Annotated in this window: 18 protein-coding genes; 5 read left to right on the forward strand and 13 right to left on the reverse strand. The window is 69.7% G+C overall.

What is annotated here, in order from left to right; genetic code table 11:
* Nucleotides 1-76 precede the first annotated feature (76 nt).
* Nucleotides 77-1456, reverse strand: a complete 1380-nt coding sequence (locus OOK41_RS21955; RefSeq protein WP_266266539.1) for an ABC transporter substrate-binding protein — start codon at nt 1454-1456, stop codon at nt 77-79.
* A gap of 831 nt (nt 1457-2287) precedes the next feature.
* Here OOK41_RS21955 and OOK41_RS21960 point away from each other — a divergent pair.
* The gene (locus OOK41_RS21960) at nt 2288-3280 is read left to right on the forward strand and encodes an N-acetylmuramoyl-L-alanine amidase (RefSeq protein ID WP_266266540.1); all 993 of its coding nucleotides are present in this window, start codon (nt 2288-2290) and stop codon (nt 3278-3280) included.
* Between the two features lie 108 nt (nt 3281-3388).
* Here the strand turns inward: OOK41_RS21960 and OOK41_RS21965 are convergent, their stop codons facing one another.
* The 6 genes from OOK41_RS21965 to OOK41_RS21990 all read right to left on the reverse strand — a co-directional run bounded on the left by OOK41_RS21965 (nt 3389) and on the right by OOK41_RS21990 (nt 6829).
* Nucleotides 3389-3886, reverse strand: a complete 498-nt coding sequence (locus OOK41_RS21965) for a hypothetical protein (RefSeq protein ID WP_207892690.1) — start codon at nt 3884-3886, stop codon at nt 3389-3391.
* 87 nt (nt 3887-3973) lie between these two features.
* The gene (locus OOK41_RS21970) at nt 3974-4123 is read right to left on the reverse strand and encodes a hypothetical protein (protein ID WP_165878068.1); all 150 of its coding nucleotides are present in this window, start codon (nt 4121-4123) and stop codon (nt 3974-3976) included.
* 20 nt (nt 4124-4143) lie between these two features.
* Nucleotides 4144-5079, reverse strand: a complete 936-nt coding sequence (locus OOK41_RS21975; protein WP_266266541.1) for a peptidoglycan-binding protein — start codon at nt 5077-5079, stop codon at nt 4144-4146.
* Nucleotides 5076-5624 carry a hypothetical protein gene (locus OOK41_RS21980; RefSeq protein ID WP_266266542.1) on the reverse strand — a complete coding sequence of 183 codons (549 nt, stop codon included), beginning with the start codon at nt 5622-5624 and terminating at the stop codon, nt 5076-5078. Before OOK41_RS21980 ends, OOK41_RS21975 begins: the two co-directional genes overlap by 4 nt.
* Nucleotides 5621-6211, reverse strand: coding sequence for a MauE/DoxX family redox-associated membrane protein (locus OOK41_RS21985; protein WP_117667856.1), 591 nt, complete (start codon nt 6209-6211; stop codon nt 5621-5623). Before OOK41_RS21985 ends, OOK41_RS21980 begins: the two co-directional genes overlap by 4 nt.
* Nucleotides 6212-6217: 6 nt before the next feature.
* Nucleotides 6218-6829 (reverse strand): hypothetical protein, encoded by a 612-nt coding sequence (locus OOK41_RS21990; protein ID WP_266266543.1) that lies wholly within the window; start codon nt 6827-6829, stop codon nt 6218-6220.
* Nucleotides 6830-7490: 661 nt separating this feature from the next.
* On the opposite strand from OOK41_RS21990, the gene metG reads away from it, so the two are divergent.
* A complete protein-coding gene (gene metG / locus OOK41_RS21995) occupies nt 7491-9038 on the forward strand; it encodes a methionine--tRNA ligase (RefSeq protein WP_266266544.1) in 1548 nt (515 codons plus the stop codon).
* A 1465-nt stretch (nt 9039-10503) separates the two neighbouring features.
* Nucleotides 10504-11181 carry a hypothetical protein gene (locus OOK41_RS22000; protein ID WP_266266545.1) on the forward strand — a complete coding sequence of 226 codons (678 nt, stop codon included), beginning with the start codon at nt 10504-10506 and terminating at the stop codon, nt 11179-11181.
* Between the two features lie 190 nt (nt 11182-11371).
* On the opposite strand, the gene OOK41_RS22005 is transcribed toward OOK41_RS22000, so the two are convergent.
* From OOK41_RS22005 to OOK41_RS22025, 5 genes are all read right to left on the reverse strand, one after another.
* A complete protein-coding gene (locus OOK41_RS22005; protein ID WP_128763549.1) occupies nt 11372-11824 on the reverse strand; it encodes a hypothetical protein in 453 nt (150 codons plus the stop codon).
* 86 nt (nt 11825-11910) lie between these two features.
* Nucleotides 11911-12837: a winged helix-turn-helix domain-containing protein gene (locus OOK41_RS22010; RefSeq protein WP_266266546.1), complete on the reverse strand. Its 927-nt coding sequence runs from the start codon at nt 12835-12837 to the stop codon at nt 11911-11913.
* A 396-nt stretch (nt 12838-13233) separates the two neighbouring features.
* Nucleotides 13234-14157 (reverse strand): carbohydrate ABC transporter permease, encoded by a 924-nt coding sequence (locus tag OOK41_RS22015; RefSeq protein ID WP_117667862.1) that lies wholly within the window; start codon nt 14155-14157, stop codon nt 13234-13236.
* Nucleotides 14157-15413: an ABC transporter permease subunit gene (locus OOK41_RS22020; protein ID WP_266266547.1), complete on the reverse strand. Its 1257-nt coding sequence runs from the start codon at nt 15411-15413 to the stop codon at nt 14157-14159. The genes OOK41_RS22015 and OOK41_RS22020 overlap by 1 nt, the downstream gene beginning before the upstream one ends.
* A gap of 146 nt (nt 15414-15559) precedes the next feature.
* On the reverse strand, nt 15560-16861 hold the full coding sequence (locus OOK41_RS22025; RefSeq protein ID WP_266266548.1) for an ABC transporter substrate-binding protein: 1302 nt from the start codon (nt 16859-16861) through the stop codon (nt 15560-15562).
* A 539-nt stretch (nt 16862-17400) separates the two neighbouring features.
* Here OOK41_RS22025 and OOK41_RS22030 point away from each other — a divergent pair.
* Together OOK41_RS22030 and OOK41_RS22035 are read left to right on the forward strand one after the other, a co-directional pair.
* A complete protein-coding gene (locus OOK41_RS22030; RefSeq protein WP_266266549.1) occupies nt 17401-18510 on the forward strand; it encodes a uroporphyrinogen-III synthase in 1110 nt (369 codons plus the stop codon).
* 268 nt (nt 18511-18778) lie between these two features.
* The gene (locus tag OOK41_RS22035) at nt 18779-19936 is read left to right on the forward strand and encodes a winged helix-turn-helix domain-containing protein (RefSeq protein ID WP_266266550.1); all 1158 of its coding nucleotides are present in this window, start codon (nt 18779-18781) and stop codon (nt 19934-19936) included.
* A gap of 62 nt (nt 19937-19998) precedes the next feature.
* Here OOK41_RS22035 and OOK41_RS22040 read toward each other — a convergent pair whose 3' ends face one another.
* Nucleotides 19999-20895: a hypothetical protein gene (locus tag OOK41_RS22040; protein ID WP_266266551.1), complete on the reverse strand. Its 897-nt coding sequence runs from the start codon at nt 20893-20895 to the stop codon at nt 19999-20001.
* Nucleotides 20896-20899 lie beyond the last annotated feature (4 nt).

Below are 20899 nucleotides of genomic sequence, written 5' to 3' on the forward strand. Positions count from 1 at the left end.
CCTGCATGAGTCAGTGACGCCGACGGTGCGGCGCGGAGGGTGTGGGGGCCGGCGCGCCGGCCCCCACACCTGCGGATCAGCCCTCGGCGGCGAGGAGCTTGTTGACCTTGTCTTCGGCCGTCTTGAGTAGCGCGTCGATGTTCGCGTTCGGGTTCGTCAGCACACCGGACATCGCGGCGTCGAGCACCGCGTAGATCGCCTGTGCGTTGCGGGGCTCACCCTTGATCGGGACCGGGTTCGCCTCGAAGATCGCGAAGTTCGCGGTGTCGACGTTCGCGTTCGCCTTGCGCAGCTCAAGCTCCTGCTTCTGCGCGTCGCTGCCGTTGGCGAACAGCAACGGCTGGGGCAGGCCCACCGGGTAGTTCTGCGGCTTGGCCCGGACGTAGTCGAACTGGCCCTTGCCCGGCGTCAGCTTCTGGTACGCGACCCACTTCAGGCCGGCCTTGACCTGCTCGGGGGTGAGGCCCTTCTTGAAGAAGTAACCCTCGCCACCACCGAGCGTCCCCTTCGCCGCGCCGTCCTGGCCGGGCAGCGGGGCCATCGCCCAGTCCTGGAACTTGCCCTGGAACTGGCTGACGATCGCCTGGGTGGCGTCCGGCGCGCCGACGAACATGCCGACCTTGCCCGCGCCGGCGTTGGTCAGCAGGTCACCCCACTGCAGCAGCTGACGGGCGCCCATGCTGTTGTCGCCGTACCTCATGTCCTTGAGGTTCTGCAGGACCTGCTTGCCCGTCGCGTTGTTGAAGTCGGCCTTCTTGCCGTCGGCGGTCAGCACCTGGCCGCCCTGGGAATAGAGCAGGGAGGTGAAGTGCCAGCCCCCGGTGTTGCCGGCGCTGTACTCCGAGTAGCCGGCGATCCCGTTGCCGAGCGCGGAGATCTTCTTGGCGGCGTTGCGGACCTCGACCCACGTCTTGGGCGGGCTGTTCACGTCGAGCCCCGCCTGCTGGAACAGGACCTTGTTGTAGACAAGGCCCATCGAGTAGTTCTTCACCGGGACGGCGTAGAGCTTGCCACCGTCGCTGAAGACCTCCTTGAGCGCCGGGTCGACGCTGTCCCAGGTCGGGACCGTGTCCTTGTTGGCGAACTCGGTGATGTCCATCGCCTGACCGGAGTCGAGCACCTGCTGGAGATCGGTCATGTACCCGTAGAACACGTCGGTCACGGTGCCGCCGGCGAGGCGAGCGGTGAAGTCCGGCGGGTTGTTGCACTGCTCGCCGACGCTCACGCTCTTGATGACGATGTCAGGGTTCTGCCGCTGGAACTCGGCGACATCGTCGTTCCAGTTCTTCAACAGCTCTTTCTGGGAGCCAACCGGCTGGCAGTCGACGGTGATGGTGACCTTGCCGCCTGCATCGGTCGTTGCGTCGTCGTTCTTCGTGGAGCACGCCGTGAGGCTGAGCCCCACGCCGGCCACGAGCGCTAACGCCGCGGCCTTCCGGTATTGCGGTACGGACATCTGTCCATCCCTTCGGGAACGGGTGTCTCCATGAGCTTCGCCGAGCTGCGGTGATCATCACCGCGGCGACGCCCTGCCGCTGATCTGTATCGGCCATGCGACCTGACCCCTGGAGCTGCGTCGAGGCCAAGGCCGTGAGTGGAGTCACTGTAGCGAGATGGACTCATTTCGGCAAGGTATCGATCCTGTCTTGAAAGGACACGACTTTCTAACGACAGATATGGACCGGCCTCCGAAATGGCCCCGAATTGATGGCTTCTGCCCCGTTTGTCACTCACGGCCGGCGGGGCCACGCTGGACGGTGGATCGGGCCGGCGCCGCCCGGGGCGGGCACCGACGGGCCGCCGACCGCAAGCAGCGGTCGACGACCGGAGCGCCGCTCAGCGGCCAGGGCGGCGGACGGGCACCCGTGCACGGGCGCCGGCGACCACGGCTTCGGCGCACTGGCCGCCCTCGGCCGTCCGATCACAAACGGCAAGCATGCGGTCACCAACTCGACCGACGCCGCGGGCTCGGCGTGTAGGAAACTTCCAAGATCAAGATATTTTCCTGTAAACATTCTTCACGTACGCATCGATGCTCGTTACGATCTCGTCGGGAACGTCTTCTGGATCACGCCAGGCGGACGCACACCCGGCCCGTCGTGGCGGCGGCGACGGGTGAGCGGGGACGCCGATCGGGGCCGAGCACATCGTCGGCCGCGACGCGAGGTCCAGCCCGCCACCTCACCCCATCCCCCGTAGTCGAGAGGCGTCTATGTCCAGTTTTGGTAACTCCGTCGTGCGACGCCGCACCCTTCTCGCCACCGCAGCGGGCGCACTGGTCGCGCCCATGTTCGCCGGCCGGGCGCACGCCGCCGTCCCCCGCGTCTACATCGACCCGGGACACGGCGGCACCGACCCCGGCGCGGTCGGCAACGGTCTGCAGGAAAAGAGCCTCACCCTCGACATCTCGCTACAGCTACGCAACATCCTGCAGGCCAACTGGAGTGTCGACGTGCGGATGTCCCGGACGACCGACATCACCCGCAGCCTCACCTACCGTACGGACGACGCCAACGCCTGGGGCGCGAACCTGTTCGTGAGCGTCCACATCAACTCCGGTGGCGGCACCGGCTTCGAGAGCTACCGGTATCCCACGTCGGACTCGGCGACCGTCAGCCTGCACAATGCCCTCCATCCACGGGTCCTGTCCGGCATGCGTTCGATCGGAACGGTCACCGACCGTGGTCAGAAGACGGCCAACTTCCATGTGCTTCGCGAGACCACCATGCCGGCGGTGCTGACCGAGAGCCTGTTCATCGACACGGTCGCCGACGCGAACCTGCTCAAGCGCGCCGACTTCATCACCGCTGTCGCGCGTGGGCACGCCCAGGGCATCGCCGCCTACCTGGGGCTCGGCACCACTCCGCCCGCGTACAGCACCATTGTGGACAACGCCACCGCGGGCCGCTTCACCGCGAGCACCAACTGGTCCACCTCGGCCTACTCGGCCCAGCGCTACGGAACCGAGTACCGCTTCGCCAACCCGGTGCTCGCGAGCGACGCGGCCTGGTTCAAGGTGAACATCCCGCAGGCCGGCAACTATCGGATCGACGTGTGGAATCCGGCTGACCCCGGGTACAACAGCGCGGCGCCGCACGTGGTCGTCACCGCCTCGGGAAACCAGACGGTGAATGTGGACCAGCGCACCGGCGGCGGCGGATGGCGTTCGATCGGCACCTTCAACCTCGCCGCGGGCGACCGTGACCTGGTGGGCGTGAGCCGCTGGACCAACGCCACCGGATACGTGATCGCCGATGCGGTGCGGGTCACCCGGGTCTGAGACCGCCCGGTCGGCCTTCTTGACGTCCGGACCGGCGGGCACGAGCCCGCCGGTCCGTCGACGGAGGTGCCCAGTGGCCGGCTCTGGCCACAGAGCACCGCGCCGCACTCAGATCTGCCGCACGGCCAGCAAGCTGAGGACGGCCACCAGCACGACGGCCGCCACGACGGTGATCATCCGAATCCGGACCCGGAGGTCGGTGTCCCACCTGTCGCCGGTGCCAGCGGCACGGCGGGCCAGCGGGGTCAACGCGCGCCCGACACCGAATCCGATTCCGGCGAGCATCGCGACGTGCAGGCGCTGACCGCCGAGGAGCAGGGCAACCGCCAGCACGTACGGGGCGGTCGCCGAGACGTAGGTGCGGACCCCGGTGCCGAGTTCGAAGCCGAACTGCAGCGCCCCGCGCCGCAGGCTGCGCTGAAGTACGTCCTGCGGCACCTGCCGGGCGTTCTGCGGCAGCCGGATCGGCACCAGGCCCAGCTCACGGAGCAGCCCCAGCACCGCCACCGCCACGATGCCCGCGTACCGCCAGGGGCCGGGCAGCGGAGCGGACAGCCCGGAGAGCAACCCCAGCACCAACCCGCTGAGCGAGCCACCGACGATCAACCCGGTGACGAACAGCGTGAGGACGACGCCCTGCCGATCTCGATCTCGCCACCCGGGCGAGGCCAGCGCGTGCGCGCTGTTGTGCGTTCAAACCGAGCCGGAGAGCGCGTAGCCGGCGAGCCCTCCGATCATCGCCCAGGTGAGCACATGCCCGTACGCGGCGGCGGCGAGCGCACCGACGGTGAGCAGCAGGAGGGGTACGAGCGGATCGGCGCCCCAGCGGCGTGCCGCCCGCACGGGCCCGGGCAGCGTTCGGGTCATACGGCGGCGCCGGTCAGCGTCCGCCAGGAGTTGACCCCGATCACACCGTCGACCGTCAGCCCGTTCTGCCGCTGGAAGTCGCGCGCGGCGCTGTCGGTCGCCGGGCCGAAGACCCCGTCGGTCACCAGCACGTAGCCGCGCCTGTTGAGCTGGCGCTGCGCGGCGCTGACGGCGTCGCCGCTGACCCCGGAGCGGACCGTGATCACGAGCGCCGGCCAGGTGGTCGCGTCGATGACACCGGTGGCCCCGATGCCGGCCGCCGCCTGGAAGTTCTTCACCTTCGCCTCGGTGTCGCCACCGAAGATCCCGTCGATCTCGGTCGCGTGGCCCCGGGCGGTCAGCAGGTGCTGCACGGTGTAGACGTTCACCCCGGTGTTGGTCCGCTGGGTGGTGGGCCAGCCGACCGTGCCCAGGCATCCGCACTTGGTGTTCCACCGGCAGATCGACTTCACCCAGCCCGAGCTTGTCTTCTTGTATCCGTCGTGGCATCGGCGTTCGACCGAGCAGGCGCAGGCGCCGCACGCCCCGTTGTAGGCCCACAGCCAACCGTCGTACGTCCCGCCGTAGCACTGGTTCGGCCGCAGGATCCAGGTGACGCCGTCGTTCTTGTGGAATCCGGTGTACGTCCCGCTGGTGTTGCAGGAGTCGGCGAAGATCGTGCTCGGGCCACACCCCGGCGAGCAGTTGTGATCGCTGGCGTACGTCGGGCATGCGGCATAGATCTCGTAGCCGTCGGCGTACGCGCGGCGGGCTGCCGGAAACACGCTGAGCGCGGCCATACCCACCGCGGTGCCCGCCCGGAGCAGGGTGCGTCGCGACAGCTCCCAGCCCGCGCGCCTGCGGCCACCTGGCTGAACCGGCACCCGCCGGACGGCGGCCCCGGTACCTGGGTCGGCTCCGCGCAGCCAGGGCACGGTGTCGAGACCGGTCATGCCCGACCTCCCTGATTCGTGGCGACCGCCGGTCCGGAGCCGCCGGGTTGGCTGTCGATCTCGTCGAGCAGGCGGCGCAGTGCCGCGCGGGAGCCGAGCGGCTCGGCGCGGAGCACCCGCCCGGCCGGGTCGACAACGGTGGCGAACGGGGTGGCGAGGGCGTCGTACCGCTCGAACAGCTCCGCCTGCCCGCCGAGCACGGTGATCGGCAGGCCCGCTGCCTGCGCCGAGGGGTTGTCCCGGTAGAGGACCCGGAACTCCAGGCCAGGGCGGCCGACGTGGCCGTTCGCCTCGGCCAGCACCTCGGTGCAGGTCCCGCAGTCGGGCTCCAGGAACAGCAGCACCAGCGGAACCGCCGGTGCCCCCGGCGCCAACCGGGCGAATCCGGGCGCTGGTGCTCCCGGCCGCAGGCCGACCGACTCAGGACGACGCTGGACCGCCCCGCTCGACAGCGCGTGCACCTGGCGTACCAGGCCCGAGACCGTGAGAGCCAACAGGAGGATCGCGATCCAGCTCAGGATCAGTGCGCTGGTCTGGAAGCTCATCCGGGTATGCCTCCCTCTGTCATGCCGACGGACCGGCCGTTCGTGGGCCGCGCGGCTGTCGCCGTGGCCGGCTCGTACATCGCGGCGGGCAGATGCCACAGCAGCGCGGTGAACGTGGCGGAGGCCAGCAGCACGACGGCGAGTGCGGCGTCGGCTCGATTCAGCGGAATGATCGAGCCGGACAGGGCCAGTGCGACCAGGGCCAGCCCGGCGAGGATCGAAGCTCGTGCCACCACCCAACCGGTCATCGGCAGTTCCACCCGGGAACACCCGCACGACCCGGTGCGCCCGGTCGACATCAGGTGCCGGCCGTAGCCGGCGTACAGGCCGAGTAGCGCGCCGCTGCCGACGAGGACCGCGATGAGCAGGCCTTCGCCGCCGTCATAGAGCAGCGCCGCGAGCCCGGCTCCGGCGAGCAGACCTTCGCTCGCGATGGCGAGGACGGCGACCGTGACCGGAGCCGGTAGCACCCGGTGCGCGGCCAACGCCTCGGCGAGCGCCGCCGGTCGTGACAGGTGCTCGGCGGTGCTGACGAGCAGGGTGAACAGGACGGTGTACGTGGCCACGCTGCTCAGCAGTCCGGACATCCCGACCTACCCGGCCGTCTGGACACGGAGCCGGTTCACCAGAGCGGGCACCTGCTCCAGGTCCGTGTCGGCGAACGGCACCAGGCTGAGCCAGGCGTCCGCCGCGGCCAGCACGAAGTAGGGCGTCCCGTCGGGGAGTACGTCCCGAAAGAGCTCGCCCGCCTGCGTCTGCAGGCCCCGCCAGGAGGGCAGTTGCCCAACACGCTGCCTGGTGAGCGGTGCGATCTCCAACAGACCGAGCCCGGGGACCTCCTTGAGCACGGTGGCCGGTGCGGCGAACTCGGTGCCGGTCTTCGCGGTCGGGCGCAGGGTCAGGCCGTCGTCGTGCTCCTCGACGCGCAGGGTCCGCAACGCCCCGAGCAGGTCGACGGTCGCCGCGCCGTACATCTCGGTGAAGAAGCAGTGTCCCCGCCCCCGCCAGACCGCCACGAGCCGATCCTCGGCCAACTGGATCTGCGGGTCGTAGGATCGGATGCGCGCGGTCAGCAGCGTTCCGCCCTGGTAGGTGAGTTCCTCGTCGAACTTCTCGACGCCGAGCGTCCGGGCCACGTCGTCCGCGAGCCCGACCGATCCGGCCGTGAACTCGTGCAGTCGGCCGCCGATCGTCACATCGGCCACGGACGTGAACGGTGCGCTCAGGTCGAGTGACCCATCGAGCAGGAACCGACCTTTGTCGATTGCCCGATGTGTCACCGGCACCCCGCTGGCTGCCATCCGACCGCCCTTCGTCCGGATCCGAAACTAACCACCGGCACAATATACGGGTATGTAAATATCTGACAAGATGGATCGGCGTCACCGGCCGACAGCAGTTCCGACGCCGGAGATTGCGTGCCCGGCCCGTCCCCGGCGGGGTCGGGCCGGGCACGCGGTCGACGTGCCGTCGTCACCAGGCCCAGACAGTGCGCGGGGTACGCCCGAACCGGTGCCGGCGGCATGCTCGCGCTGGTGCTGAACGACCTGCGGCGGTTCCGCAAACTCGGGGTCCGCAACCGCACCGAACTCGCCGCCCGGCGGGCCCGAACCGGCTGACCCCGTCGATGTCCGGCTTCGCCTCCGCTGCCGGGACCGTCACCCGCCGATCCCGGGTCCGGCACGAAAAGCCAGTGAGCGTGACCGTTGGCGACTGCTATCTTTTCCTTATGCGTTCGTTCTCCGTTGAGGTGATGATGCCCCGCCAGCGGGGCTGTCGACGCTGAACGGATGACGTTCCGAGGCCCAAGCGCGGGGCCTCGGTTCACGTGTCGGGCCGGAGCCCCGGTTCCTTCAGGAGGCTCCGATGCCCGCCCGATTCTACGTGACCACGACCATCCCGTACGTCAATGCCCGTCCGCACTTGGGTTTCGCTCTGGAACTCGTGCAGGCCGATGTGTTGGCCAGGCACCGGCGCCAGCGCGGTGACCAGGTGCGGTTCCTCAGCGGCACGGACGACAACTCGCTGAAGAACGTGCTGGCCGCCGACGCCGAGGGCCTACCGACCCAGGAGCTCGTCGACCGCAACGCCGCCGCTTTCGAAGCCCTGCGCCAACCACTGGCGCTGTCCCCCGATGACTTCATCCGCACCAGCCGCGATCCCCGTCACCGCCCCGGAGTGGAGCGGCTCTGGCGCGCCTGTGCCGCAGCCGGCGACCTCTACCGCAAGCACTATCAGGGGCTGTACTGCGTGGGGTGCGAACAGTTCTACAACGCGGCTGAGCTTCGCGACGGCCGCTGCCCGGAACATGGCACCCCGCCGCAACTGGTCACCGAACAGAACTGGTTCTTCCGCCTGTCCCGTTATCAGGGCCAACTCCATGATCTGATCGATGGCGGGCAGTTGCGCATCGAACCGGCGGTGCGCCGCAACGAGGTGCTCAGCTTCATCGCGGCAGGACTGCACGACCTGAGCATCTCCCGCTCACACACGCGCGCCCGTGGCTGGGGCATCCCCGTGCCCGAGGACCCCGACCAGGTCGTCTACGTCTGGTGGGACGCCTTGGGCAACTACGTCACCGCCCTCGACTACGCCAACCACGGCCCCGACTACCAGCACTGGTGGGTGGACAACCCCAGCCGGGTACATCTGCTGGGCAAGGGTGTGCTGCGCTTCCACGCCGTGTATTGGCCAGCGATGCTGCTGTCAGCTGGCGAGCCCCTGCCCACCGACATCTTCGTACACGACTACCTCACCGTCGGCGGCAAGAAGATCAGTAAATCGGCGGGTGTCGCCATTGATCCCGTCGAGCTCGTCGCGCAGTTCGGGACCGATCCCGTGCGCTGGTGGCTGCTGCGCGACGTGCCCCGAGTCGGCGATGCCGACTTCACCATCGACAGGCTCATCGCCCGCACCAACAGCGACCTCGCCGACGGTCTGGGCAACCTCATCAACCGCGTCACCACCATGGTGCACCGGTATCGTGACGGGAAGCTACCGGACTGCGCCGCACCGCCGGCCGCTGACGCCCACCGCCTGACGACCGCCTGTCAGCAAGCGCCAGACCTCATTGCGGCGGCCCTGGACGCCTTCGACTTCCGCACCGCCACCGCGGCGGTATGGGCCATCGTGGATGAGGCCAACCGCTACGTCGAACACGTCCGGCCCTGGTACCTCGCCAGAGCGGAACGCGACGGCGATAGCCGGGCGGCCACGGACCTCGACAGCGCTCTTGATGTCCTCGTCCGTTCCTGCCAGACGCTCGCCGAGCAGATCCGACGCTTCCTTCCCGACACTGCGGACCGGATCGCCGCCCAATGCACGCCTTCTGTTGGACGGCTGCCCACCCCGCAACCACTCTTCCCGAGAATCGCGACCCCGGAGCCGCGACGATCGCCGGCTCGCTGCTCATGAGAGGGACCCGACAGGCCAACCGTGGGAATAGCCCCGCAGGCACAGCGCCTGGCGATGACTGCAAAGTCGACGCACCCGACTTCGACAAGCGGCCGGCTGTGATCGGCCGACCGCGTTCGGTAGAGTGCGGACGTTGATCGTCGGCGATGGCCGAAGGTCGGAGGGGTGCCGGATGACTCGACGGGGCGGGCGGTGGGCGCGGGTCGCGCTGCGCCTCGCGCTGCTGCTCGGCGGTGTCGTCGTGACGTGGGGCGTCCACGAAAGCGCCACCGCGTCGGTCGCCTACGCCACCGACCGTCCGCTGGCCGCGCCGGTGGACGCGGCCGTCGACCTGCTCACCGGCGTCCTCCGCCCGATCGTCGAGACGGCGCCACCACCGCCCGCTCCGGAAGTGCCTGCCGCCGGGACGGCCCCCGGCACCCCGCCGAGCGGAGCCGCCCCTCCCCCGGCGCCCGTCCGGCTGCCCACCCGACCGGCAACCCGGCCGGCCAGCCGAGTCACTGCCCCGCCGGCCCGGCCCGGCCAGGTCGGCCCGCCGAAGCCCGCCGCTGGCGGTGCGAGCCGACCGGCCACCCGGCCACCCGGCGGGGATGTGCTGGAACCGGTGGGTGATGTTCTCCGTCCGGGGACGAAGCCAGTCCGGGCCGGGGTGCTCACCCCGGTCAGCGAGGCACTCCGCCCGGTCACCGACCCGGTACGCACCGGGGTCCTGGTGCCCGTGGCCGGCGTCCTCAGCCCGGTGACGCAGCCGCTCACCCCGATTCTCTCGCCCGTCTGGCAAGGGCTGGAGCCGCTGTTCGAGCCGTTGGCCCCCGTGCTCAGGCCCCTCGAACCGGTGACAGACCTCTTGGACCCGCCCACCGGCCCGCCTGCCACGCCACCGCCCGCGCCGACCCTACCGGCGCCGCCCCTGGCCACGCCACCGCTCCTCACGCCGCCGCAGACCGGCCCGGGCTGCTGCGCCGGACCCAGCTCCGGACCAGTCGGCGAACCGGCCGGGCCCGTTTCGGCCCCCGCCCCCACGAGCACCTCAGCACACCCGCAGACGGCAACCGAGCTCTCGTCCCCGCCGCGCCTCGTCGGGCCGGACGGGCCGAACCCGCTCCGACCGGACGCCGGCTCCGCGCCAGCCGCGCCCTCTCCCAACACGAGTGGATCCGGCTCATCCGGCACCGTCCACGGTCACGCCGCCGAAGCCCCCGCTTCGATTTGGACGTCGCCCGGCCTGGCAAGGCGCCGCTGCCACCCGACCGGTGGCGGCGCCCTCCCGTCCCGCTCGCCCCGCCCAGGCACCCGGCCCGCCTGACCGGCGGGCCGTCGTGCCGTCCGCGCGGCACCGACGGCCGCTGCGTACCCGTACGCCTTGACGGCCCCTCGTGGCCCGCGCCGGCCCGCGCGGCGGTCCCGCGACGACGCCGGCATCCTCCCCGACGTACCCGATCACGATCGTGACCAGGAGTTACCCATGAACATGAGCACGCCCGTCATCCGGGCCCGCTGGTGCGACACCGGCCGGATCGCCGCTCTCGTCACCGAAGCCCTCGCACCCACCGACCTCGGCGCCTGGCTCGTCCCCGACGAGCGACACCGGCCGACCGTCCTCGCCGCCGTGGCCCAGATCTGGACCGAACACGCGCTGCTCTTCGGCGACGCGTTCCTGCTCCCAGACGGCACGGCCGCGACCGTCTGGTTCCACCGCTACCGGCCGATCCCGCCACCGGCCCAGTACGCCGATCGGCTCACCGACCTGTGCAGCGCATACCGCGACCGGTTCCTTCAGCTCGACCAGGCCCTCGCCGCCCGGCGGCCCACCGAGGCGCACAACCACCTGGCGCTGCTCGCCGCGCCCGGCCCCGCAGAGCCCGGCCGGGCCGCGGCGGTCCTCGCCGGAGCGCAGCGCTGGATGGACACGCTCAGCCTCCCCACGTACGCCGAGGCATTCACCGACGTCGACCGCGAACTGCTCCAGCGGCACGGATACACCCACCGCGACACCTTCCCGCTCGACAGTCACACGACCGCGCATTCGATGTGGCGGTGCTCGCCGCTCCAGAGCGGCCGGCCCAGCCGTAACACCCGCTCACCGGTGCGACGTCCACTCGCCCAGAATTCTGTCGCGCGGATCATGAATCTCGCTCGTTAGACCCGTAAGGCACGAGGAGATCTGACGAACCACGGGTAGGCTGTGCCGGCGCCGCTGTCGCCGGCACAGCCCCTCCTGGGGCAACCAATGGCGGCCCTGCCCCGCACGGCCTGGCAACTACGCGATGCCGGACGATCGAGGCGAGTTCCCGACCGCGGCCGAGCAGCTCGACACCGTCCGCGACGACTGCCTACACCGAATCTGGTCCGGCACCGGCACCTACAAGCGCCGATTCAGCAGCCAGCATCCGGAGCACGGTGGCGACATCTGTGCGTTCGGAAAGAAGCAGGGCACTGGAGGCTTTGGTCCATCGCCAGGTCAGCAACAAGGTGAACCGACGGGCTGCCTCGTGTTGGCTGGGGCACGGAATCATGATCAGGTGACAGGCTACCACCGCCGCCCAGGCCGGTCCCTGAACAGCGACCTGGTCGCAAACGAACCTGACCGAGGGGAAATTGGTCAGCACCGCCCGCAGGCGGCGCTGCATGGCAGCGGAACTGTTGACGGGCGCTGCGAATCCGGCGACGCCGATAGCGCTGAAATGGCAACGGCGGGCGAGGAGGTGCGATGCCGGTCCGGCGTCCGCTCGAGACAGCGCTGCGACAGCCCGACGTAGACGTCTTGTGACCAGGAACAAGAACATGGCATCGCCTCCGGATACTTTGCTGATACAGCGAGGGGAAAATGGGCGGTACTGCCCGTGGTGGTGCCCTTCAATGTCTGAGCGTGTCAGCAAATCGGACCCACGACCCGGGCAGGGGTGCCGAGCCACCAGCCCCGTCGGCCGGTCCAGATGTGGTCGGGGCCCAGCTTGCGCCGTAGTCGGGAGACGACCGTGCTGACCGCCGATGGGCTCTTCGGTCGCACCGTGGTGGGTGTGTTGGCGAAGACGTCCCTCGCGCTCAGTGCTACTCCTCGCGCCTCGATAAGAACCTGCAACGTGGCGGCCTCCTGGGGACTGAGCGGCACTGAGGTGGCCCTGCTCGGTAGCCCTACTCGTCGGGTCGCAGGGTCCAGCAGCAACACGTTGGAGGCGGCTGCGGAGAGGACGGCGTCTTCGGTTCGGCCAGCCAGCCGCCACCCACCGCCACCGCCACCGCCATCGGTGAGGATGGACTCCCGACCGAGGCGCTGTCGCAGGCGGTAGACGATCACGCCAACCTGGGAGGGCCTTGCGGGACGAGCCGTTGCCGGCATGGAAAGCCAGATCTCGTCGCGGCCTCGCGGCATCCCCTGTGCCTCGATCAGCGCACGCAACACAAGGTACTCCTGCCACCCGAGCCGGATCATGGATCGTCGCCCGCTCACCCACAGTTGTCGGCGGGGCAGGTCCAGATGGATCCCGCCAAAAGAGATTGCGCCGGGCCAGGCCGGAGGGCGGGAAGCATCCGAGGCGTCAAGCCACCAGCCACCGGCTCCCGTGAGAACGCGGTGGGTGCCGAGCTTGTCGCGAATGTTCGCAATGATCACACCAACCTGCGCCATGGTAGGCGGGCAGGAGCCTTTGGGCACGGCAGCCGCGATCTCGTCGCGACGGCATGGTTCGCCGGCCCGCTCGATCAAAACCGCCAGCACCTCGGCCTGCTGGCCGCTGAGTAGCACCTCGCGCATTTCTGGATACAGCCGCACCCTGCCCGTCGACGTGTTCAGCTTCATGCCGCCGTAGGCCAGTAAACGCGCCGGCGTCAGCCGGGCACGCTCGGATACCCGCGCACCCCTACGAAACCGGTGGAACCGCTCGCCGGCACCATGGGGCCGGTCGGCGATTGCCGCTGCGCTGCCCGCCGCGCGGTCGGTCCCTCGCCAGCCAGCGGGCAGATCTGATGGCGGGTGTTGTTCCATTTCGCCTTGCCTCCCGCCCACGCCGGAGCGCTCTAGCCGTACGACGTACCGGAGCCCTGTGCCGTTCACCGGACCCGAACCCGCCTGACAGGCGGCGGAGGTGCCACGTTCGCTGGCGACGGTGATCCCGGCCCTGCACCAGCCACGCCCGCAGGGCAGATCCGGTACAAGGCGCACCACCCGCCGAAGCCGTCCATGATCAACCTCCCGCTACTTGACTGACCCGGCGAGAACGCCCTGCACGAAGTAGCGCTGGAAGGCGAAGAAGACCGCGAGCGGCACGAGCATGGACAGGAACGCGCCGGGACCGATCGTGTCGAGGTTGGACGAGAACGACCGCATCTGCTCCCGCAGGGCGTAGGTGATCGGGGCATTGTCGGAGGTGGCGAAGACGAGCGCGACCAGCAGGTCGTTCCAGACCCACAGGAACTGGAAGATGGCCAGCGAAGCGATGGCCGGCCAGCCGACCGGCAGCACCACGCGGGCGAAGACGACCAACTCCCGGGCGCCGTCAAGGCGGGCCGCCTCGAGCAGGTCGCGCGGGATGTTCAGGAAGAAGTTCCGCAGCAGGAAGATCGCGAACGGCAACCCGAAGGCCACGTGGAACGCGACCACCGCCGAGATTTCACCGTAGATGCCGATGGTGCGGAAGATCCGGGCGTCCGGCACGATCGCCACCTGGACCGGCACCACGATCAGCGAGACGACCAGCACGAACAGCCAGTCCCGGCCGGGAAAGTCCATCCAGGCCAGGGCGTACGCACCGAGTGCCCCGAGCAGCACCACGAGCAGGGTCGACGGGACGGTGATCAGTACCGTGTTCCACAGCGATTCGACGATCCGCTCGTTCTGGAGCACCTGGACGTAGTTGTCGAGGGTCAGTTGGGCCGGTGTGGTGAATACCGTCCACCAGCCGGTGGCGCTGTTGTCGGCGCTGCTACGCAGGCTCGCCACGGCCAGACCGAAGGTCGGCACCAGCCAGAAGACGCCGACCAGGAGCACCAGCAGCCGCAGCAGCGCCTTACCGAACCGCAGCATGAACCGGGTCCACGGTCCCGGTCGCGGCGGGCCGCCCCGCGCGGTACCGGCGGGCACCAGTTCCGGTACACCGTCGTCGATGATGGCGTGGCTCATCAGCTATCCCTCCTCAGGCGCCGGATGTTGAACAGCATCGCGGGGAGCACCAGGGCGAACAGCAGGACCGCCAGGGCGCTGCCGAGCCCGTAGTCCAGGCCACCGCCGAAGGACACCCGGTACATCTCCAGGGCGACCACGGTCGCTTCGTCCTGGGACGACTCGGGTGCGAGCACGTAGACGAGGTCGAAGATCTTCAGGACGTTGATGGTCAGGGTGACCAGCACCACGACGAGCACGGGCCGGACCAGCGGGACGGTCACGTGCCGGAACGTCTGCCACTCGCTTGCGCCGTCCATCCGGGCCGCTTCGAGCGCTTCCCGAGGCAGGGCGGCCAGACCGGCCGACACCAGCACCATGGCGAAGCCGGCCCAGATCCAGATGTACGCCCCGATGATCGCGGGAGTGACAAGTGAAGGCCCAAGCCAGGTGATGCCGTTGAACGGCTCGGTGAAGTTGTCGGCGGGCAGCCGGATGACGTATTGCCCTGAGGTGAGTTCGGGGAACGCGAACCGCCCGGCGGCGTCGGTCCGGGCGGTGGCGACCACCCTGCCCCCGTCGGCCACCGCCTCGACGGTCATCTGGGGCAACCCCACCTCGCCGGGGTCGACGGTCCCCGCCCGGCCGCCGCCGCCGCGACTGAAGTCGAGCCACACCACCCCCTGCAGTCCGGGGCCGCCGACGGGTGCCGTGGCCGGCCTGGCGTCGGTCGGGATCCGGTTCGGCGGCAGACCCACGAGGGCGAGGTGGACGGGTTCACCCGGGTTCGCCGGCCCGCTGGACTCGAAGCCACCGTTCTTCGGCACCAACTCGCCCTGCTCCCGGGCATCCACGCCGTGGTAACGCGACGGGGGCACAAAGGCGTCGTGCGCCGACACGGCGACCGCGTTGAGCACGCCGCGGTCCGGGTTCTCGTCGTAGACCAGCCGGAAGGTGACGCCGGCGGCCAGGAAGGAGATGGCCATCGGCATGAACAGGACGGCCTTGAGCACGGCCGACCGGCGCAGCCGCTCGGTCAACACCGCGAAGATCAGCCCAAGGGTGGTGACCACGGTGGGTGCCACGATCACCCAGATGAGGTTGTTCAGGATGGATCGCCGGGTGTTCGGCGAGGTGAACATGGTGACGTAGTTGTCGAAGCCCACGAACCTCGACCCGTCACCGCTGCGAAAGCTGAGCCACAGCGTGTAGACGATGGGATAGCAGACCAGCACCAGCAGCAGCACCAGGGCGGGGCCGAGGAAGAGCGCGACCATCAGGCGGGTCTCCCGTGACCGCCGGCGGCCCGTGGTCCCGGCGGTGGTCCGTGGACCGCCGGGACCATCGGCCACGCTCGCCCGGCCGATGGTTGTCTGGGCAGGGGACGGACGGATGCCCTCAGCCGGGTCGGGCGTGATCGTCATCAGTTGCCTCCGAAGTCCTTCTTCGCGGCAGCCTCGAGCTGCTGGGCCAACGCCTCCGGGGCGATCGGCTTGGCGAGGAGATCCTGTAGCAGCACCCAGAGGTGGGCGCTGGTCCCGCCGCCGAACGTCTGCGGCGTGAGGTCCGACAGGTCGAAGCGCAGCGATTCGGCCTTCACCACCGCTTCGGCGAGTTCCCGGGTGGTGTCGTCCGGGTACGTCGCGATGTCCAGTCCCGAGTTCGCCGAGATGAACCCGCCCCTGGCCGCCATGATCTTCGCTGCCTCGGGAGAGGCGAGGAAGGCCATCAGTGCGTTCGCCTCGGGCGTGTCCTTGAAGGCGACCGCCTGGTCGCCCGCGGTCACCACCGCCGGCTTCGAGCCGTCGATCGACGGCCAGTCGAAGAACTTCGCCGACTCGCCGACCTTCAACTCACCCAGCTTGTTGATCTCTGAGGCGACGAAGTCACCCTCGAACAGCATCGCCCCCTTCGGCGCCTTGCCGAACACGTCGGCGATCGCCTGCGTGAAGGCGGTCTGCGTGGGACTGCCGGCCAGGAACCGCGGCGTACGCCAGTAGTCGGTCAGCAGGGTCAGCGTCCTGACCACGCTGGGGTCGGTCCAGGGGATCTCGTGCTTGGCCAGCTTGTCGTACATCTCCGGGCCGGCGACCCGGAGGTAGCCGTTCTCGAACCAGTCGGTCAGCACCCACCCGTCGCCACCGGCGGCGACCATGGGCGTCACCCCGGAGTCGGCGAGCGCGGCGGAGACCGTCTTGAGCTCGTCCCAGGTCTTCGGCGGCTGCACCCCGGCGTCGGTGAAGCTGTCGACCCGATACCAGATCACCGACTTGTTGGCCACCTTGAAGTAGACGCCGTAGAGCTTCCCGTTCACCGTGCCCAGTTCCTGCCAGGCAGAGCTGTAGTTCTCCTTGATCGCGGCGGCCGCGTCACCGGTCAGCGGCTTGATCGCGCCCCGCTTCACGAACTCGGCCACCACCCCGGGCTGCGAGATCAACGCGACGTCCGGCGGCGAACCCCCAGCGATCCGACTGTTGAGCAGCACCGGCAGATCGTTGCCACCGGAGGTGTACTTCACCGTCGCGCCGGTCTTCGCGGCGAAGGCATCCAGCACCGCCTGGAAGTTCGCCTGCTCGGCACCGGACCAGGTGGCGGCCACCTCGACCGTCTTGCCGGCAAGGCTCCCGTCCGGCGAGCCGGGCTCCGGGCCAGCATCGCCGCCGCACCCTGCGGCGGCGGCGAGGACCGTCGCCGCCACGGCGAGCGGTACCCATCGTCGGACCATGGACCCTCCTGAATTTGAACTGCGGATCGGGACTGGACCGGAGCGGGCGACGACCCGCCGCCCGCCCTGCGTTCGAGGTCGGCGGACGCCGACCCAGGTTCCGGATCGGCATTCGCCCCACCCTCATCCGTCCCCATCCGGGCCGGCACTCATCGATCACATTCCATTAACCGATCGGCGATTGCGCCGAGTCTTCAACACCGCCACGTTTCCCGGAAGTCAACTGGGAGCTACGTGACGGGACCGACGAGTTCCTCACAAGATCCACTTCCAGGATCCGGCCCCGACTCGCCGGTAACCATTGGACGGTCGGCTCTGGACTGGGAAAACACCGTCCGGATCGGCACGCCGTCCCAGATTTCGGTAGCACCGGGTCGGTGAACGAACCGTCATGGTGTTGGAACTCGACATCACTGCTATGTCCGCGCTGTTACCGCGAAACTTCTTTCCGACGAAGATTATCCTCACCGGATTGAGCCAACCGCCGTCCGGAACCGTTCAAACACTGTTGAGGTAGGCCGGGTTGAGGGGAGGACAGTGTGGAGGACCTGGCGGGATACACGATCGCCGTCCTGTCGGAGCGTCGTCGACACGACCTCGCCACCCTGCTGGAGGCCACCTCGGCACGGACGGTCAACGTCCAGGCGGTCCGCTCGGTGGCCCAACCGGTGGCGGAGGCCGTTGCGGTCGCCACCCGCGACAGTGTCACGAGACAGGTGCACGAGGTCATCGTGTCGTCGGGCGTGGGCCTGCGGGCCTGGCTGCGCGTGGTCCAGGAGACCGGTCATCTCGACACGCTCATCGACCGGCTGACGCACGCCCGCCTGCTGGTCCGCGACGGGCACGCCGCCGACACGCTGCGGGATCTCGGCCTGAGCCAGATATGGGCAACCGCCTCCGCGACCACCGAGGACCTGTTCCGCTATCTCCTCGCCCAGCCGATGATCGGCCGCCGGGTGGTGGCGCAGATCGAGTCGGAGCCACACCGGGAGTACTGCGAGGCCCTACGCCGCAACGGGGCGGCCGTGGTCGAGGTCATCACCAACCGGTTTCTCCCGCCGCTGCGGACCGACGTCCTGCGCCGGCTGTGCGGAGTCATCGTCCGGCGGCAGGTCGACGCCGTCGCGTTGACCGGGGTGACCGCCACCGAGAACATGTTGCGCCAGGCCGAGGCCGACGGCGTCCTCGGCGAGGTGCTCAACGCGCTGACCGCCGACATCGTGCCGGCCTGTCTGGGCTACCTGGCGGCGGAGCCGCTGCGGGCGTTCGGCCTCAGCCCGTACGTGGCGAACAGTCCCGCCCTGCCGGACCTGGTCAAGGTCCTGGCGAACCAACTCCCGGGACGGTCGCTCCAGCTCGACATGCAGGGTCACCGGGTTCAGATTCGCAGCCAGGCGATGGTGATCGGCCGCCAGGTGATTCCGGTCCAGCCCGGCCCGATCTCGGTGTTACGGGCGCTGGCCCGCCGTCCCGGCCGGGTACTGTCCCCGGCCGAGATCCGGGCAGCCGCGCCGAGCTGGGCCGATGTCGACGACCACGCCGTCGAGATGGCGGTGTCGCGGCTGCGGCGAGCCTTCGACGACACCCCGCTGGACGGCGTCGACCTGATCCAGACCGTGATGAAGCGTGGCTACCGGTTGGCGGCCTGACCACCCACCGACACACTGCGACGCAGCTCGAACTCCACCGTCGGCAGCAAGCCACCCGAGCCGTCTGAGTAGGCCAGCAAGTACGCCGGGACCGCCTGGACCGCCGCCGCCGGCGGCGGCAGGGCCCGGCTCCGTCCTACGCCGTCTGGTCGGTCGCTGCCCATCGAAGGTCATGCCCACGTTACGGCCCCGGCCGTCGCCCGGATTGTGCTCCACCGCCAAGTACCAGTGGAAGACGGGGTTGTGAGTCATGGTGATTGATCAGTCCATGGTCGGCCGGTCGGTCTGCTGCCGCCCGGCGGAGGACGCTTCTCCGGCGGCAGGCTCTGCGTTGGCGACCTCTCAGTGCCGTCAGGGACGGCGCTTGCGGACCAGCACCGGTCGGCGCCAGCTGTCCATGCCCGTGCTGGATGTCCCGCTGTGCTACGCCGGGGTGGAGTTGCAGACGTCCACCGGCCTGGTCCGACTGCACGCCGAGTCGAGCGCGGTCATGCTCAGTGGTCAGCAGGTCGCCGTGCTGGCCGTCCTGATCACGGCGCGGGGGGCACCCCTCAGCCGGGAGGCGATCTGGGCGGCCATGCCCCGCGGGTATCGGCCGCCAACGGCTGCCCAGATCGGCGTGGTGATCGCCAACATCCGTAAGAAGATCGGTGCCGCACGCATTCTCACCAGCGCGGACGGCTGGTGGATGCGGGACCCGATCGCGCCGGACCCGATCGACGGCACCGACGTGCTGTCGTTCGGCGACCTGCGACTCGATGTCGAGCATCGGTACGTCCTCGACGGGCCGGCTCGCCCCATCCGGCTCGGCCCGCAGGAGTTCGCCGTGCTGCGGGTACTCGTCGACGCGCGGGGAGTGCCGCGCAGCAGGAGTCGGATCTGGTCGTCGTTGCCACCGGATGACCGGCCCGCCACGATCGCCGCGGTGGGCGTGGTCATCCATCACCTCCGGGAACGCCTCGGGCGTAACCGGATTGTCACCGGCGGGGGCGGCTGGCGGCTGGCCGGCCCGGCGAGGCCCCGGCCGGGCGCCGCGGAGTGGGCCGGCGTGCGATTGGAGCGCACGACGAGCGAAGCCTGGCTGGCCGGCCGGAACGCGCCCGTCAAGCTGAGCCCCCAGCAGGCCGAGGCGTTGCAGGTACTGATCGATGCGCAGGGCGAACCTCGTAGCGGTGCACAGGTCCGGGACGGGATGAGCGTCAGGGCGCGCCCGAAGGATGCCGTGGCAGTGGGCAGCGTCATCTCACGCCTGCGGCGCAAGGTCGGCCGGGACCGGGTGGCCACTGGCAGTGCCGGCTGGTGGTTGACCGATCCGACCGAAGCACCCGCGCCACCCGGCTGCTCGTTCGCGGCGGTGGGTGACTGGATCCGGATCGACGGCAGGGCTGAGTCGACGTGCGGCGCGGTCCAATCCGCCTCACGTTGATCACCCCGCCGACTCGTCGGCGGCGCCGTACCGGGGCATCCATCGGAACGACGACGGTCGGGTCATGGTTGGGCGGCAACTGCGGCGTCTCCAGCAGCAACCCGCCCATCCGGCACGACCTGTCCGAGGTGCTGGTCCAGCTCCGCAGCCGCTGTCTCGGCCTGGTCAAGCCGGACCATCAGATCCCCGACGTTGGCCGCGGGCACCGATCGGACGTAGACGCCCACGCTACGCGGCGCCCGCGTGCGGCTGAGAACCCGCAGCTCGTTGACGTACCGGTCGGACAGCCGATCCAGGGCGGACCGCGCCTGGCTGTGGTCCTGGTCGCGGTCGGCCGGAGGCGGCAACGCTCGCTCAGCGTGTTCCGGCCTGTCCATTCGCGTCACGTGGTCACGGACAAGGGCCTCCCACCGCCGGATCAGGTCCTCGCGCCCAGCGGCCTCGACGGCGGAATCCCACACCGTCTGCTGACCCGGCCCGGCCGGCTGCTGGCCCGGCAACACCGCCGCCCGCTCCGGCAACAACCCGATCTGATCCTCCAACCACTGCCGCGCCAGCCCGAACGCGCTTACCGCGGAGAACAACTCCGCGCGCCACTGCTCGGACACTTCCGGCACCCACCCCAGTTCGTCCACGTCCCGCGGCGACAGCGGCACGCCAAGGGCACCCCGCAGCCGGGAGACCGGGTCTCCTGGACCGTCCGCCGACCACAACAACGCCACATCCCCGCCATGATCAACCAGGAACTGGGTGAACTCCGCCGCGCTCCGATACCGCACGCCGGACAGGTCAACGATCTGCCGCCCACCGTCGTCCCGGACCACGACCGGCGAGTTCGGTGCCGTATGGAAGACCCAGGCACCCAGATAGACCGCCCGCAACACGTCCCGGACGGCGTCCGGCACCGTCCCGCCCCCTCCGGCCAAGCCGGTCACCGGTGTCACCACCGCGGCCCACACCCGT

Source organism: Micromonospora sp. NBC_01655, assembly GCF_026339755.1.
In the GTDB taxonomy this organism is placed as follows: domain Bacteria; phylum Actinomycetota; class Actinomycetes; order Mycobacteriales; family Micromonosporaceae; genus Micromonospora.

What these genes read in the sequence shown, in the direction of transcription:
- OOK41_RS21975 (WP_266266541.1), bottom strand. Translation starts at nt 5,079, where the DNA reads ATGACCGGTCTCGACACCGTGCCCTGGCTGCGCGGAGCCGACCCAGGT.
- OOK41_RS21955 (WP_266266539.1), bottom strand. Translation starts at nt 1,456, where the DNA reads ATGTCCGTACCGCAATACCGGAAGGCCGCGGCGTTAGCGCTCGTGGCC.
- OOK41_RS21980 (WP_266266542.1), bottom strand. Translation starts at nt 5,624, where the DNA reads ATGAGCTTCCAGACCAGCGCACTGATCCTGAGCTGGATCGCGATCCTC.
- OOK41_RS22020 (WP_266266547.1), bottom strand. Translation starts at nt 15,413, where the DNA reads ATGGTCGCGCTCTTCCTCGGCCCCGCCCTGGTGCTGCTGCTGGTGCTG.
- metG (WP_266266544.1), top strand. Translation starts at nt 7,491, where the DNA reads ATGCCCGCCCGATTCTACGTGACCACGACCATCCCGTACGTCAATGCC.
- OOK41_RS22015 (WP_117667862.1), bottom strand. Translation starts at nt 14,157, where the DNA reads ATGAGCCACGCCATCATCGACGACGGTGTACCGGAACTGGTGCCCGCC.
- OOK41_RS22005 (WP_128763549.1), bottom strand. Translation starts at nt 11,824, where the DNA reads ATGTTCTTGTTCCTGGTCACAAGACGTCTACGTCGGGCTGTCGCAGCG.
- OOK41_RS21960 (WP_266266540.1), top strand. Translation starts at nt 2,288, where the DNA reads ATGTTCGCCGGCCGGGCGCACGCCGCCGTCCCCCGCGTCTACATCGAC.
- OOK41_RS22010 (WP_266266546.1), bottom strand. Translation starts at nt 12,837, where the DNA reads ATGAAGCTGAACACGTCGACGGGCAGGGTGCGGCTGTATCCAGAAATG.
- OOK41_RS22025 (WP_266266548.1), bottom strand. Translation starts at nt 16,861, where the DNA reads ATGGTCCGACGATGGGTACCGCTCGCCGTGGCGGCGACGGTCCTCGCC.
- OOK41_RS22035 (WP_266266550.1), top strand. Translation starts at nt 18,779, where the DNA reads ATGGTCGGCCGGTCGGTCTGCTGCCGCCCGGCGGAGGACGCTTCTCCG.
- OOK41_RS22000 (WP_266266545.1), top strand. Translation starts at nt 10,504, where the DNA reads ATGAACATGAGCACGCCCGTCATCCGGGCCCGCTGGTGCGACACCGGC.
- OOK41_RS21985 (WP_117667856.1), bottom strand. Translation starts at nt 6,211, where the DNA reads ATGTCCGGACTGCTGAGCAGCGTGGCCACGTACACCGTCCTGTTCACC.